Here is a 13,999-nt window from a genome sequence, read left to right on the forward strand (position 1 = left end):
GGCCCGCCGTGGGCGGGCGGCGACGCGACGCGTGTGAGGCCCGCCGTGGGCGGGTGGCGGTGTGCGGCTAGTCTCGTGCCGTAACGCCGCCGACCTGGGGAGTGCCCGTCATGATCTTCATCACCGCGAAGTTCCGCGTCCTGCCGGAGCACGCCGACCGCTGGCCGGAGATCTCGGCCGAGTTCACCGAGGCCACCCGCGCCGAGCCGGGCTGCCTGTGGTTCGACTGGTCGCGCAGCCTCGACGACCCGGCCGAGTACGTCCTCGTCGAGGCCTTCCGCGACGACGACGCCGGGGCGGCGCACGTGACGTCGGCGCACTTCAAGCAGGCCCAGCAGGTGCTGCCCGGCTACCTGGCCGAGACGCCGCGCATCGTCAACGCCAACGTCCCGCAGGACGACTGGTCGCCGCTCGGCGAGATGGCCGTCCCCGAGCGCGGCTGACCGCTCAGGGCCGCAGCACCAGCGCCGGGTCCAGCGCCAGGGTGGCGACCGCGAGCGCGAGGAACCCGATCGCCAGGTAGAACTGCGGCGATCGGTCGGCCACGCGCAGGTGGGTGTAGAGGGCGCACACGAAGTAGAGGACGAGCCCGGCCGCGGCGGCCGTCCCGGCCAGCGGCACGCCGAACAGGCCGAGCGTCAGCCCCGCCGCGCCGGCCGCCTTCAGCGTGCCGATCGGCCAGACCAGCCACGACCGCGGCACCCCGCACCGGTCGAGCGCGGGGCCGAGCGACCGCATGACCGGTGCGAGCCGGGTCATGGCGGCGAATCCGGAGAAGGCGTTGCAGGCGATCGTCACCAGCGCGATGACGACGTAGGCGGTGGAGTGCGGCACGGGAGACCTCCGGTTGGCGTCGGCTGGTCAGCCCTGCTCTTGGCGGGCGGCCGGGTGGTCCTGGCGGGCGAAGGCCGGGGCGTGGGCGGCGGCCCAGTTGCCGAAGGTGCGGGGCGGGCGGCCGAGCACCGCGGCCGCGTCCCCGGTGACCGGGTGCTGGGGGCGCGTGGCGTACCTGGCGTAGCGGGCCAGCAGAGCACGGACGAACGGCTCCGGCAGGCCGCCCGCGACCAGGCGCCGTGCGGCGGCCTCCGGCGGGATCTCCTCCAGGCGCAGCGGCCGGCCGATCGCCTCGCCGAGCACGGCCACCATCGCGGCGTGGGTCAGCGACTCGGCCCCGGTCAGTTCGAGCCGGCGTCCGGCGTGGCCGCCGAGCAGCGTCCTGGCGGCGATCTCGACCAGGTCCCGCTCGTCGATCGGCACCTCCTGGAAGGAGGCGTGCACGTACCGGACGACGTCCCCGGCCCGGATCTGCGGGGCCCACGCCTGGAGGGCGTTCCCGGCGAAGGAGGCGGCGCGCAGGCTGGTCCACTCCAGGCCGCTGTCCACGGCGGCGGCCTCGGCCTCCTTGTTGCGGTCGCCGCGGAAACGGGAGGGCTGCTCGTCGAGGGGCTCGTCGACGTTCATCGCGGACAGGGCCACCACCCGCCGCGCCCCGCGCTCGGCGGCACGGGCGAGCAGGCCGGGCGCCCCGTCGCCGATGGCACGCGGGTGCAGGAAGACGGCGGTGACGCCGTCCAGGTGGCCGGCGAGGGTCTCGGGGCGGGCCGGGTCGCCCTCGACGGCCTCGGCCCCGGCGGGCAGGCGCACCCCGGCCGCCGATCGGGTGACGGCGCGCACCTTGACCCCTCGGGCGGTGAGCAGTTCGACCAGCGGGCGACCGAACGTCCCGGTGGCGCCGGTGACCAGAATCATGTCGTTCATGCCCGTTGAGAGGAACCCGGGACGGGAAGTGTGACATCGGCTTGAGCCGGCGGAAGTCCGCCCGCTCCGGCCACCGAGCTCCGGGACCCGCCGACAAGGGGTGCTTTATCCGGATCGGAGCGCTGGGCGGCTACTCTGCGGCCCATGCACACCCAGTCACTCGCACCCGCTCCGGCCCTCGGCCCCAGGCTCATCAGAGCCGAGATCCTCGTCGTGTTGTCGGTCTCGCTCGGCGCCAGCGCGGTGTTGTCGCTGGTCCGGCTGATCGGCTCGCTGACCGCGCCCAAGGAGCTGAAGGGGCAGCAGGCCGTGCTGGTCGGCTCGCTGGCCCCCGGGCGGCCGTGGCTGGACCTGACGTTGCAGCTCGTGGACATCGCGATCTCGGTGGCGCCGGTCGCGCTGGTGGCGTACCTGCTGGTCCGCTCGGGCGAGTCGTTGCGGACGATCGGGGTGGACCTGCGTGAGCCGGGCCGCGACACGTTGCGCGGCGCGCTGCTCGCCGCCGCGATCGGCGGCACGGGGCTGGCCTTCTACCTGGTGGTCTACGCGCTGGGCGTCAACCTGACGGTGGTGCCGGGCCAGTTGCCCGAGGTGTGGTGGCGGGTGCCGGTGCTGCTGCTGGCCGCCGCGCAGAACGGCGTGCTGGAGGAGGTTCTGGTCAGCGGCTACCTGCTGCACCGGCTGAACCAGGCGGGCTGGGGGCCGTGGCGGGCGGTGGTCGTGTCGTCGGTGTTGCGGGGGTCGTACCACCTGTATCAGGGGTTCGGGGGGTTCGTCGGGAACGTGGTCATGGGGCTGGTGTTCGGGCGGCTGTACCAGCGGTGGGGGCGCGCGATGCCGCTGGTGATCGCGCACACGCTGATCGACGTGGTGGCCTTCGTCGGGTACGCCGCCCTGCACGGCCGGGTGAGCTGGCTGCCCTGACGCAAACCGCTTGCGCGCTTGCTCGCAAGAAATCGACAAACATTTGCAGCTCGATCGCAGAACTCCGGAACTCCTTCACAGAAGTCTTGTGCCGCGGGGTCGTGGGGTCCTACTGTCACCTCACCCCCCGAGAGAATCGAGCTTCGGATGTCAGGCACGAGCACATCCCGGAGGGTCGTGGCGGTGCTCGCCGCGGCTCTCGCTCTCCCCCTCGCCTCGCTCGCCGTCCCCGCGCAGGCCGCCACCGAGACCGCCACCGAGACCGCCACCAAGGCCGGTACGGCGCCGCGGCCCGTGGTCACCAGGGCAGCCCTCGACCCCGCCCTGGTCGCCGGCCGGGGCGCGCGCGTCGGCTTCGCCGAGCAGGAGGCCGAGAACGCCCCGACGGACGGCACGGTCATCGGCCCCGACCGCACCGCCTACACGCTGCCCGCCGAGGCGTCCGGGCGGCGGGCGGTCCGGCTGACGCCCGGCCGGCACGTCGAGTTCACCCTGCCGGCCGCGGCCAACGCGATCACGGTGCGCTACAGCATCCCCGACGCGCCCGCGGGCGGCGGCATCACCGCGCCGCTCGACGTCGCGGTCAACGGCCGCCACCGGGCCACCATGACGCTGACCTCGCAGTACTCCTGGCTGTACAACCAGTACCCCTTCACCGACGCCCCCGGGGCCGACCTGCTGCACCCCGACTGGTGGATCACCGAGTGCTCCTGCGTGCCCAGCGCCACCACCCCGGCCCCGGCGATCGCCAAGCCGTTCCGGCCCAGCCACTTCTACGACGAACAGCGCCTGCTGCTCGGGCGCACCTACCGGGCGGGCGACCGGATCCGGCTGACGGCGGGCGCCGGGGCCGCCTGGACGGTCATCGACCTGCTCGACTCCGAGCTCGTCGCCCCGCCGCGGATCGAGCCGGTCGCGGCCGATGTGCTGGCCTTCGGCGCCGACCCGTCCGGGCGCCGCGAGTCGTCGGCCGCCTTCGACCGGGCCGTCGCCTTCGCCAGGCGCGCCCACCTGAAGGTGTACGTCCCGCCCGGCACGTACCAGGTCAACCGGCACATCGTCGTGGACGACGTGACGATCACCGGCGCCGGAAGCTGGTACACGATCATCAAGGGCCGCGAGGTCGCCCTGGACGCCCCGGCGCCCGACGGGTCCGTCCACACCGGCGTCGGCTTCTACGGCAAGGACGCCGCGGCCGGCGGCAGCCGCAACGTGCACCTGTCCGGGTTCGCCATCGAGGGCGACGTCCGCCGCCGCATCGACACCGACCAGGTCAACGGCGTCGGCGGCGCGATGAGCGACTCCACGATCGAGGGCCTCTACATCCACCACACCAAGGTCGGCCTCTGGTTCGACGGCCCGATGAGCGGCACCCGCGTCACCGGCAACGTGATCGCCGACCAGATCGCCGACGGGCTCAACCTGCACACCGGCGTCACCGGCACGGTCGTGTCGGACAACTTCGTCCGCAACTCCGGCGACGACGGCCTGGCGATGTGGTCGGAGCGCACGGCGGACGCGCGCAACACGTTCGACCACAACACGGTCCAGACGCCGGTGCTGGCCAACGGCATCGCGATCTACGGCGGCACGGACAACACCGTCTCGGCCAACCTGATCGCCGACCCCGTCCGCGAGGGCAGCGCCCTGCAGGTCGGCTCCCGCTTCGGCGCCGAGCCGTTCACCGGCCGCCTGGACATCACCGGCAACACCACCGTGCGGGCCGGCACGTACGAGCTGAACTGGAAGATCGGCCTCGGCGCCATCTGGTTCTACGCCCTGGAGCGGGACATCGACGCCGACATCCGGGTGACCGGCGACCACTACCTGGACAACACCTACAACGCCGTCATGCTGGTCGCCGACTGGCCCGTCAAGGACCTCTACTCCATCACCGGCCTGCGCTTCAAGGACGTCCGGGTGGACGGCACGGGCACCTCGGTGCTCAGCGCCCGCGCCGCCGGCTCGGCCGCCTTCGAGAACGTGCACGCCCGCAACGTGGGCGCGGTCCCCGTCAACAACTGCGGCACCTTCCACTTCACCCCGGCCGGCTCGGAGTTCGTGCTGACGGACGGCGGCGGCAACGACGGCTGGCTCGCCCCCTGGCTCCTGCCCAACACCCTCACCTGCGACGACCGCCCTCCGGTGGTCCCCCCACCGGCCCCCGCCCCCTGGTGAGCCCGGCCGCGTTAGGCGCCGGGGTGCGGGGCAGGGGGACGGCATGACCGACACCTACGACCGGGTCGCCGTCGTCACGGGCGCCGACTCCGGCATCGGCAGGGCCACCGCCGTGCTGCTGGCCGAGCACGGCTTCGACGTGGGGATCACCTACCACGAGGACGAGGACGGCGCCCGGGAGACCGCCGCGCTGGTACGGGAGGCGGGCAAGGCGGCGGCCGTGCGCCGCCACGACCTGACCGACCCGGTACGCGCCGCGCACGTCGTCGACGAGCTGGCCGGGGATCTGGGCGGGCTCGGCGTGCTGGTCAACAACGCCGGCACCGGGTCGTCGGAGCCGCTGCTCGACATGGACTACGAGCGCTGGCGTTCGGTGTTGTCGGTGGACCTGGACGGGCCGTTCCTGTGCGCGCAGCGGGCGGCCCGGCGGATGGTCGCCGAGGGGCGCGGCGGCCGGATCGTGAACGTCACCAGCGTGCACGAGGAGTACCCGAGGGTGGGGGCGGGGCCGTACTGCGCGGCCAAGGGCGGGTTGAAGCTGCTCAGCCGGGTGCTGGCGCTGGAGCTGGCCGCGCACGGCATCACAGTCAACACGGTCGCGCCCGGCGAGATCGCCACCCCGATGACCGGGCAGGAGGACCGGCCGCCGCGGGCCGGGAGCCGTCCGGGGTACCCGATCCCGCGGCCGGGCGACGCCCGGGAGGTCGCCGCGGTCATCGCCTTCCTGGCCTCGCCGGCCGCCTCGTACATGACGGGCTCGTCGGTGTTCGTGGACGGCGGCCTGGTCACGATGGGACCGCAGGCGGCGGGGGCGCTCCAGTCCGGCGACTGGCGTTGACCCCGCACCCCCGCCCGCCCGCTACCCACGCGGCGCCCCCGCCCTCAGGCGCACGGCACCGCGGTCCTTCGGCCGGCCCGCCGTCCTTCAGGCGGGCCGCGGCTATTCAGCCGGCCCACCGCCCTTCAGGCGGTGGCCGGATGGCCGACCGCGAGGGCCGCGGCCACCTGCGGCGTGACCCGCTCCGCCCAGCGGCCCAGCAGCTCCTCCAGCACGGGCAGCTGCGACTCCAGCACCGCGAGCCCCGGCGTCGGCACGGTCGCGCCCAGCTCCACCAGCAGCGGCCGCAGGTGCACCTCGACCGCCAGCGCGTGCTTCGGATCGCCCATGACCAGCAGCGGCAACGCCGCCACCCCGGCCAGCGCCTCCGGCCGCAACCGGTCGAGGAACGCCTTCAGCAGCCCGGTGTACGTGCCCTTGTAGGTGGGGCTGGCCACCACCAGCACCCGAGCCTCGGCGACCAGCTCCAGCGCCACCTCGACGCCGGGCGCGGGCCCGGGCGCGAGCAGGTGCGGCCCCAGCGCGGACAGGTCGATCACGTCCTGCACGCCCGGCAGGCCGAGCCGCAGCGCGACGGCCTCGGCGGCCGCCACGGCCACGGTCCGCGTCCTGGAGCCCTCGCGGGGGTTGCCGACCAGCGCGACGACGCTCATCCGGCCACCGCCGCCGCCAGCCCGGCCGCGTACTGGGAGACGGGCCGGGTCAGGCCGTAGTTGTCGCGGAGGGTACGGCCCTCGTACTCGTACCGGAACAGGCCCCTGACCTGCAATTCCGGCACGACGTGGTCCACGAAGTCGGACAGGCCCGACGGCAGCAGCGGCGGCATGATGTTGAAGCCGTCGGCGGCCCCGGTGAAGAACCACTCCTGGAGCTGGTCGGCGATCTGCTCGGGCGTCCCGGCGACGACGCGGTGGCCGCGGCCGCCGGCCAGCCGGTTGAGCAGTTGCCTGACCGTCAGGCGCTCCCGCCTGGCCAGGTCGATGACGAGCTTGCGCCGGCTCTGGGCACCCTCGGTCTCGACGGCCACGTCCGGCAGCGGCCGGTCGAGGTCGTCCTCGGTCAGCTCGATGCCGGTCAGGTGGGAGAGCTGGGCCAGGCCGTAGGCGGGGATGATCAGGTCTTCGAGCTCCTTCTCCAGGTGCAGCGCCTCCCGTTCGGTCGAGCCGATGATCGGCGAGACGCCGGGCAGGACGAGCACGTCGCCGGGCTGCCTGCCGTGGGCGGCCACCCGCCGCTTGAGGTCGCTGTAGAACTCCTGGCCCTCCTCCAGGGTCTGCTGGGCGGTGAAGACGGCCTCGGCGTGCCGGGCGGCGAACTCCTTGCCGTCCTCCGACGACCCGGCCTGCACCAGCAGCGGGCGGCCCTGCGGGGAGCGGGAGGTGTTCAACGGCCCCCGGACGGCGAAGTGGCGGCCGATGTGCTCGACGGGATGGATCTTGCCGGTGTCGGCGTAGCGGCCGCCGGTGCGGTCGCCCACGATGGCGTCGTCCTCCCAGCTGTCCCAGAGCTTGCCGACGACCTCCAGGAACTCGTCCGCCCTGGCGTAGCGGGCGGCGTGCGTGGGGCGTTCGACGCCGAAGTTGAGCGCCTCGGCCTCGCTGGCGGAGGTGACGATGTTCCAGCCGGCCCGGCCGCCGCTGATGTGGTCGAGGGAGGCGAACTTGCGCGCCACGTGGAAGGGCTCGTTGTAGGTCGTGGAGACGGTCGCGATCAGGCCGATGTGGTCGGTCACCGAGGCGAGCGCGGCCAGCAGCGTGAGCGGCTCCAGCCCGCCGAGCGCGTTGTGCCGGACGTCGCCCTGCAGCGCCACGCCGTCGGCGAGGAAGAGCGAGTCGAGCTTGCCGCGCTCGGCGATCCTGGCCAGCTCCTGGTAGTGGCGGACGTCGGTCAGGCGGCTCGGCTCGGTGCGGGGGTGCCGCCAGGCGGCCTCGTGATGGCCGACGCCCATGAGGAAGGCGTTCAGGTGGAGCTTTCTCGTCACGTGGTCCTCCAGGTGGAGAAGCGGCGCTCGACGCCGATCAGGAGCAGGTTGAACAGCAGGCCGACCACGGAGATCGTGATGATGCCGGCGTACATGTCGGGGATGCGGAAGCTGGACTGGGCGTCGAGGATGAGGTAGCCGAGCCCGGCCTTGGCGCCGACCATCTCGGCGAACAGCAGGACGAGGATCGAGTACGCGCCCGCCAGGCGCACCCCCGTGAAGATGGTGGGCACGGCGGCCGGCAGGATCACCTTCTGGAACAGCCGCACCGGGCCGAGGCCCATCGACCGGGCCGACTTGATCAGCAGGGGTTCGACGGTCTTCACGCCGCTGACGGTGTTGAGCAGGATGGGCCAGGAGCAGGCGTACAGGACGAACGCCACCTTCGTCGTCTCGCCGATGCCGAGGATGAGCGTGAAGACCGGCAGCAGCGCGACCGCCGAGGTGTTGCGGAACACCTCCAGCAGCGGGGTGAGGAAGTCGGCGACGGGCTTGTACCAGCCGATCAGCAGCCCGAGCGGGATGGCCAGCACGATCGCCAGCCCGAACCCGGACAGCGAGCGCGCCAGCGACGCCTCCAGGTGCTCCGGGAGCCGGCCCGTGAGCAGCAGGTCCGCGCCGGCGGCCAGGCTCTCCGACAGCGGGGGCACGAAGACGGGGTCCACCACGCCGAGGCGGGGCAGCGCCTCCCAGGCGGCCAGCAGCAGCAGGATCGCGGCCGAGTTCCGCCCCGCCCGCCGCGCCAGCCCGCCCGCCCGCCGCCACGTCGCCGCGGGGGACGCCGCCTTCCGGCTCGTTCCGGTCGGCGCCGCCTTCCGGCTCGTTCCCGCCGTTCCCGCCGGCGCCGCCTTCCGGTCCTCCCCCTCGGTGGGCCGGACAGCGGTGGGCCGGACAGCGGTGGGCTCGTCCCGCGTGGCGGGGTCGGGGTCGTCGTCGGGGAGGTCGTACCAGTGGACGTCGCCCTCGGGGCGCGTCCGTTCGTCGGCGCGCGCGTCAGTCATGCCGGATCGCCGCCTTCCGCTCCTGCACCTGCGCCGCGGCGACCTCGTCGCGCAGCAGCCCCCACACGTGGTGCCGGTACTCGCCGAAACGCGGGTCGGCCCGCAGGTCGCCCTCGCGCGAGTCGAACTCCACCTCGATGATCTCCTTGATCCGGCCGGGCCTGGAGGTCATCACGGCGACGCGTTGCCCCAGGTAGACGGCCTCGTCGATGCCATGCGTGATGAACACGACGGTCTTGCGGGTGTGCTGCCAGATGCGCAGCAGCTCCTCCTGGAGCGACTCGCGGGTCTGCGCGTCGAGCGCGGCGAACGGCTCGTCCATCAGCAGGACGTCGGGGTCGAAGGCCAGGCTGCGGGCGATGGCGACGCGCTGGCGCATGCCGCCCGACAGTTCGTGCGGGTAGCGGTCCTCGAAGCCGGACAGTCCGACCAGTTCCAGGTGCCGCCGCGCCCGTTCCGTACGCTCGGCCCTGGGCACGCCCTTGGCCTCCAGCCCGAAGGCCACGTTGGCCAGCGCGGTCCGCCACGGGAACAGCGCGTACTGCTGGAAGACGATCCCCCGGTCGAGGCCGGGCCCGGTGACGGGCGCGCCGTTGACCACGATCTGGCCCGACGTCGGCTCGGTGAGGCCCGCGACCAGGTCGAGGAGGGTGGACTTGCCGCAGCCGCTCGGCCCGACGAGCGTCAGGAACTCCCCTTCGCGGACGTCGAGGTCGATCCCGGACAGGGCGGTGAACGGCTCGCCCGCGTCCCTGACCGTGAACTCCTTGGAGACGTTCCGGATGCCGATCTTCGTCTGGACGCCGGTCTCGCTGATCGTGGCGGTCATGAGCCGCTCCCGTTCGCGTAGGGGTTGAACTCGTTGGTGTAGAGGTCGGTGACCTTGACCTGGCCGGGACGGATCTCGCCCTCGCGCTGGAGCCAGTCGATCCACCGCTGGAACTCCCGGCTGTCGATGACGCCGCCCTTGCCCGCGATGCCGGTGCTCTTCCAGAACTTCACGACGTCGGTGGTCTCGTTGCGCCCGCGCTTGGCGATGATCTGCTCGAACTTGGCGACGACCTCCTCGCGCGGGTGGGTCTGCGCCCAGGCGATGGCCTTGGCGAAGCCGGCCACGAAGGTCCTGACGGTGCCGGGGTTCCTGGCGATGAAGTCCTCGCGCAGCACGACGGACCCGGCCGTGAACGGCCCGAACAGCTCGACGTCGGTGAACAGCGGACGCAGCCCGCCGCGTTCGAGCGCCTTGTCCTTGAGCACGCCGCCGAGCGTGCCGACGTCGAGCTGCCCCTGCCGCAGCGCCTGCTCGGTGTTGACCGGCGGGATGACCACGAGCTGGACCTGCTCGATCTCGGCCGGCGTCAGCCCCTGACGCTTGAGGTACTCCTTGATCACGGCCTCGTGGTGGGCGCCGAGGGTGTTGACGCCGATCTTCTTGCCGATGAGGTCGCGGGCGGTCTTGATGGGGCTGTCGTCCTTGACGTAGTAGCCGCTGAACGACTTCTCGTCCGAGCCGTAGTAGCCGATCACCGCCTTGATCGGGGCCTTGGCCGCCTTGAGCTTGATGACGGCGCCGTTGAAGGCGCCGCCGAAGTCGGTCTGGCCGGTGGCCGCGGACTGGATGTCCTGCGGCCCGGAGGTGGTGTTGCCCACCCACTTGAGCTTGACGTCGCCGAGGTAGCCGAGCTCCGCGGCCAGTTCGGGGAAGGTGACGGCGCCCACGCTGCCCTGGTAGCGAAGCTCCTTCACCTCCGATTCGCCGGGTTTCGCCGACCCTTCGGCCGCGCCGCAGCCGACGGTCACGGTCGCGAGCAGCACGGCGAGGAGTGCACGTCTGACGTTGATCACGATGAGTTCCTCTGGGGAGAACTGCGCAGGGGGGAGGGAGGTCTGCCGGAGGTGCGTGATCAGCGACACTGCGCGCTGGCGACGTGGCCGTAGTCCACGTGCGGGCGCCGGGTCAGGTAGAGGCCGGGGCTCATGCGTACGAAGCTACGGAACCCAGAACGCTAAGTCAACATTTCCTACTGGCTTTACATGAATAGTTGCCCCCGCCCCTTCCCCGCCCTCCCGCGTCAGGCGAAGCGTTCGATGGTCACGGGGATCAGGCCCTGGCCGCGGATCGCCTGCCGGTGGTGGTGCAGCAGGGCGCCGATGGCGGCCAGCGGGCCGGCGCTCAGGCGTACGGTGACGTCCAGGCACCAGGCGATGCCGGGGCCGATGCGCCGCAGCTCCCAGGTGAAGGTGTGCCCGGCGGCGGTCGCCGTGGCGGTGCCGGCGATCCTGGCCCGCGGGTTCTCCCGCGGCGGCTCCAGGCGCAGGACCGTGCGCACGTTCGCCAGGCCGCGCTCGCCGAGCTCGCCCGCGAACAGGATGCGGTAGCGCCGGGTCTGCGCCGAAGGGGAGCCGCCCAGGTCGAGCGGGGGCGCGGCGGGCAGCGCCTGGCGGTACTGGAAGAAGGCCCGCAGCTCGGCCTCCTCCGGCAGCGCGCCGCCGCCGAGCATCGAGTAGGTCTCGCGGGCGTCGCGCCGGGTCACGGGCAGCACCCGGTCGCGCAGCGCGGGGTCGGCCCGGATGGCCCGGCTGGATCCGGGCGACTCGCGCCACTCGCCGCACTCGGCCGTCCATTCCGCGCAGTCGATGCCCGCGGCCGTGTAGTCGTCGCAGAGCACGAACTCCTCGACCAGGATGCCCAGGGGAAGTGTTCCGCGGCCACGGTCGGCGGCGTAGATCAGGTAGTAGTCCAGGGGTACGTCGGCGTCCATTGGCGACATGATCGTGGTGCGGGCCCCCGCGGGCAAGGCGACATTCTGATGTTCGCGCAGGTCCTGCCCTCAGATGGGGGTCTAACCGGTCACGGGCTTGCCCGTGGCGCTGCCGGCGAGCCATTCCGTCCACGACTTGGCCCACGGGGTCGGGCCGTTGCCGAACCGGAGTTTGCGCGAGGTGCCCTTGACCTCGATGACGTCGCCGCGCTGGGTGAAGTCGTAGAACCAGCGAGCGTCGGCAGGGCTGGCGTTGACGCAGCCGTGGCTGACGTTGGAGTTGCCCTGCGCGCCGGTCGACCAGGGCGCGGCGTGGAAGAAGGTGCCGCTGTAGGTCATCCGGACGTTCCACTTGGTCTTGATCCGGTACTCGCCCGGCTCCCCGATGGTGGCCGAGTCCATGACGGTCTCCGCGGCCTTCTCCTGGGCGATCATGATGCCGGAGTAGCTGTCGTCGCCGGGTTTGCCGAGGCTGACGGGGATCGTCCGGACGACCCTGCCGTCCGCGGTGACGACGGCCCGGTGGCGGTCGGCGTCCACCTTGGTGACGTGCCGGGGGCCGACGGTGAAGGACAGGCTGCGGTCCCTGGTCCCCCACAGGTCCTCGCCCGCGCGCAGCCCGGCCAGATGGGCGACGACCTTGACCTTCTCACCCACCGGCCAGTACTCGCGCGGCCGGAACTGCACCTCGCGGTCGCTCACCCAGCTCCACGCGCCCTCGACCGGCTCGGACATCTCCACCACCAGCGAGCGCTCGATCGCCGCGCGGGCCTGCCTGGAGGTGACCGGGTGGGACAGCAGGAGCTGGACCGGCATCCCGACGCCGACCTTCTCGCCGTCCAGCGGCGACATGCCGCTCTGCAGGGCCTTCCTGGGCTTGAGCGTGGTGAAGGACGACCGCCCGGTGACGGCCTTGCCGTCGGTGCCGGTGGCCTGCGCGCTCACCGTGTACGACGTCGCCGGCCGCAGCGGCCACCGTGGCCGCCAGGTGCCGTCGGCCGCCGTCGAGCCGGTCACCTGGCGTCCCTTGGCGTCGGCGACGGTCACCTTGGTGACCTTGCCGCCGGTGACCCGCACGCTGATCCCGGTGTCGGGGGCGACCTTCTCGGCGCCGTCCGCCGGGGTGATCGCCAGCTTGGCCACCGGGCCCTCGGCCTGCCGCGGGCCGTCCGCCGGCTGGGCGCCGCCGCCACCGGAGGCGCATCCGGCGAGCAGGAGCCCCGCGAGGGCGAGCGTCGTACTGGTCCGGCCGTTCCGCATCCTCGATGCCTCCCGTGCCTGACAAGGCGTCAGCTTCTTCATTGAACGGTCTGTGCTGTCACGTGCGGACACCTCTGCCCCATGAGCATGGGAGAAACCTTCATCCGGAGCACTCTTGCGAACCTTGCGGGCGGATCTGGTGTCCAACTCTGTGGAACGGTCCTTCTGGGCCGTTCTCAGGGGATGACGCACCGGGGGCGGTGCATGAGGGGGAACGTCATGAACGGCGGCATGAAGCGGTACCTGTCCGGTATCGGGATGACCGCGGCGACACTGGCCGTCACGACCGCGCTCACCGGGGCCACCCCCGCCGGCCCCACGCCCTCCCCCACGCACCCGGCGCCGTCGGCCTCCCCCGCGCCGAAGCCCGACCACAGGCCCGGCCACAAGCCGGACCACAAGCCCGGCCACCGGCCGGACCGGACCGGGCCGTCCGCCGAGCCCACCGGGCCTGCCGAGCCTGCCGAGCCCGCCGAGCCCGCCAGGCCCGCCGAGCCCGTCGAGGCGGACAAGCCCGACTGCCGCAAGGTCAAGTGCGTGGCGCTCACCTTCGACGACGGCCCGGGCCCCTACACCGGGACGCTGCTGCGCCACCTGGCGAAGTACCGGGCCCACGCCACGTTCTTCGTCGTCGGCCGGAACGTCGGCGTTTACCCCGACGTGGTGCGCCGCACGGCCGAGGCGGGGCACGAGCTGGGCAACCACACCTGGTCCCACCCCGACCTGACCAGGCTGTCGCCGGCCGCGATCAGGTCCCAGCTCGCCCGCACCGACCAGGCCGTGAAGTCCGCCGCGGGCGTCGTGCCCGGCCTGGTACGCCCCCCGTACGGCGCGACGGACCGCGACGTGCGGCGGCAGGCGCACCGGCCGCTGGTCCTGTGGAGCGTGGACACCCTCGACTGGCGCTACCGCGACAGCGCCAGAGTGGCCCGCGTCTCGCTCAAGCGGGTCCGCCCCGGCAGCGTCATCCTGTTCCACGACATCCACCCGACCACGGTCAAGGCCCTCCCGCGGGTGCTGAAGGGCCTGTCCGCCCGCGGCTACCGCTTCGTCACGGTCAGCGAGCTGTTCGGCGGCCGGCCGCCGAAGGTCGTCCGCAACGCCCGCGGGCTCTCCGGCGGCCCCAGGTAGCGGCCGGCCCTCCTTCGGACTGACCGGGCGAACCCGCGAACCGCCGGCCCGCCTTGCCGTCCCCGCGAACCGCCGGCCCGCCTTGCCGTCCCCGCGAACCGCCGGCCCGCCTTGCCGTCCCCGCGAACCGCCGGCCCGCGGGGGTCACTCCTCGACGGTCTCCTCG

Annotated in this window: 14 protein-coding genes; 5 read left to right on the forward strand and 9 right to left on the reverse strand. The window is 72.9% G+C overall.

Features of this window, described 5'->3' with window-relative positions; translation table 11 throughout:
* Positions 1-110 precede the first annotated feature (110 nt).
* Entirely contained in the window at positions 111-443 is a 333-nt protein-coding gene (locus AB0J71_RS33535) for a putative quinol monooxygenase (RefSeq protein ID WP_352324591.1), read from the forward strand.
* A gap of 4 nt (positions 444-447) precedes the next feature.
* Here AB0J71_RS33535 and AB0J71_RS33540 read toward each other — a convergent pair whose 3' ends face one another.
* Together AB0J71_RS33540 and AB0J71_RS33545 are read right to left on the reverse strand one after the other, a co-directional pair.
* The gene (locus AB0J71_RS33540; protein ID WP_352324590.1) at positions 448-834 is read right to left on the reverse strand and encodes a DoxX family protein; all 387 of its coding nucleotides are present in this window, start codon (positions 832-834) and stop codon (positions 448-450) included.
* Positions 835-861: 27 nt separating this feature from the next.
* Entirely contained in the window at positions 862-1,758 is an 897-nt protein-coding gene (locus tag AB0J71_RS33545; protein ID WP_364417884.1) for an NAD(P)H-binding protein, read from the reverse strand.
* A 144-nt stretch (positions 1,759-1,902) separates the two neighbouring features.
* Between AB0J71_RS33545 and AB0J71_RS33550 the strand changes: the two genes are divergently transcribed.
* The 3 genes from AB0J71_RS33550 (at position 1,903) to AB0J71_RS33560 (ending at position 5,698) form a co-directional block, all read left to right on the forward strand.
* Positions 1,903-2,682: a CPBP family intramembrane glutamic endopeptidase gene (locus AB0J71_RS33550; RefSeq protein ID WP_352324588.1), complete on the forward strand. Its 780-nt coding sequence runs from the start codon at positions 1,903-1,905 to the stop codon at positions 2,680-2,682.
* A 177-nt stretch (positions 2,683-2,859) separates the two neighbouring features.
* The gene (locus tag AB0J71_RS33555) at positions 2,860-4,860 is read left to right on the forward strand and encodes a glycosyl hydrolase family 28-related protein (protein ID WP_364417886.1); all 2,001 of its coding nucleotides are present in this window, start codon (positions 2,860-2,862) and stop codon (positions 4,858-4,860) included.
* A 43-nt stretch (positions 4,861-4,903) separates the two neighbouring features.
* Complete coding sequence (locus AB0J71_RS33560) at positions 4,904-5,698, forward strand: SDR family oxidoreductase (RefSeq protein WP_352324586.1); 795 nt, start codon at positions 4,904-4,906, stop codon at positions 5,696-5,698.
* A 125-nt stretch (positions 5,699-5,823) separates the two neighbouring features.
* Here AB0J71_RS33560 and AB0J71_RS33565 read toward each other — a convergent pair whose 3' ends face one another.
* The 7 genes from AB0J71_RS33565 to AB0J71_RS33595 form a co-directional block, all read right to left on the reverse strand.
* Positions 5,824-6,351 (reverse strand): NAD(P)H-dependent oxidoreductase, encoded by a 528-nt coding sequence (locus AB0J71_RS33565; protein WP_352324584.1) that lies wholly within the window; start codon positions 6,349-6,351, stop codon positions 5,824-5,826.
* Complete coding sequence (locus tag AB0J71_RS33570) at positions 6,348-7,679, reverse strand: LLM class flavin-dependent oxidoreductase (protein WP_352324583.1); 1,332 nt, start codon at positions 7,677-7,679, stop codon at positions 6,348-6,350. Before AB0J71_RS33570 ends, AB0J71_RS33565 begins: the two co-directional genes overlap by 4 nt.
* Positions 7,676-8,680, reverse strand: coding sequence for an ABC transporter permease (locus AB0J71_RS33575; protein ID WP_364417888.1), 1,005 nt, complete (start codon positions 8,678-8,680; stop codon positions 7,676-7,678). The genes AB0J71_RS33570 and AB0J71_RS33575 overlap by 4 nt, the downstream gene beginning before the upstream one ends.
* Positions 8,673-9,509, reverse strand: coding sequence for an ABC transporter ATP-binding protein (locus AB0J71_RS33580; protein ID WP_352324581.1), 837 nt, complete (start codon positions 9,507-9,509; stop codon positions 8,673-8,675). Before AB0J71_RS33580 ends, AB0J71_RS33575 begins: the two co-directional genes overlap by 8 nt.
* On the reverse strand, positions 9,506-10,525 hold the full coding sequence (locus AB0J71_RS33585) for an ABC transporter substrate-binding protein (RefSeq protein WP_364417890.1): 1,020 nt from the start codon (positions 10,523-10,525) through the stop codon (positions 9,506-9,508). The genes AB0J71_RS33580 and AB0J71_RS33585 overlap by 4 nt, the downstream gene beginning before the upstream one ends.
* A gap of 227 nt (positions 10,526-10,752) precedes the next feature.
* A complete protein-coding gene (locus AB0J71_RS33590; RefSeq protein ID WP_352324579.1) occupies positions 10,753-11,442 on the reverse strand; it encodes a hypothetical protein in 690 nt (229 codons plus the stop codon).
* Between the two features lie 81 nt (positions 11,443-11,523).
* Complete coding sequence (locus AB0J71_RS33595) at positions 11,524-12,702, reverse strand: Ig-like domain-containing protein (protein WP_364417892.1); 1,179 nt, start codon at positions 12,700-12,702, stop codon at positions 11,524-11,526.
* A gap of 219 nt (positions 12,703-12,921) precedes the next feature.
* Here AB0J71_RS33595 and AB0J71_RS33600 point away from each other — a divergent pair, with 219 nt between their 5' ends.
* Complete coding sequence (locus AB0J71_RS33600; RefSeq protein WP_364417894.1) at positions 12,922-13,833, forward strand: polysaccharide deacetylase family protein; 912 nt, start codon at positions 12,922-12,924, stop codon at positions 13,831-13,833.
* Positions 13,834-13,999 lie beyond the last annotated feature (166 nt).

Origin of the sequence: Nonomuraea sp. NPDC049637 (assembly GCF_040675235.1) — a bacterium.
GTDB lineage: Bacteria > Actinomycetota > Actinomycetes > Streptosporangiales > Streptosporangiaceae > Nonomuraea.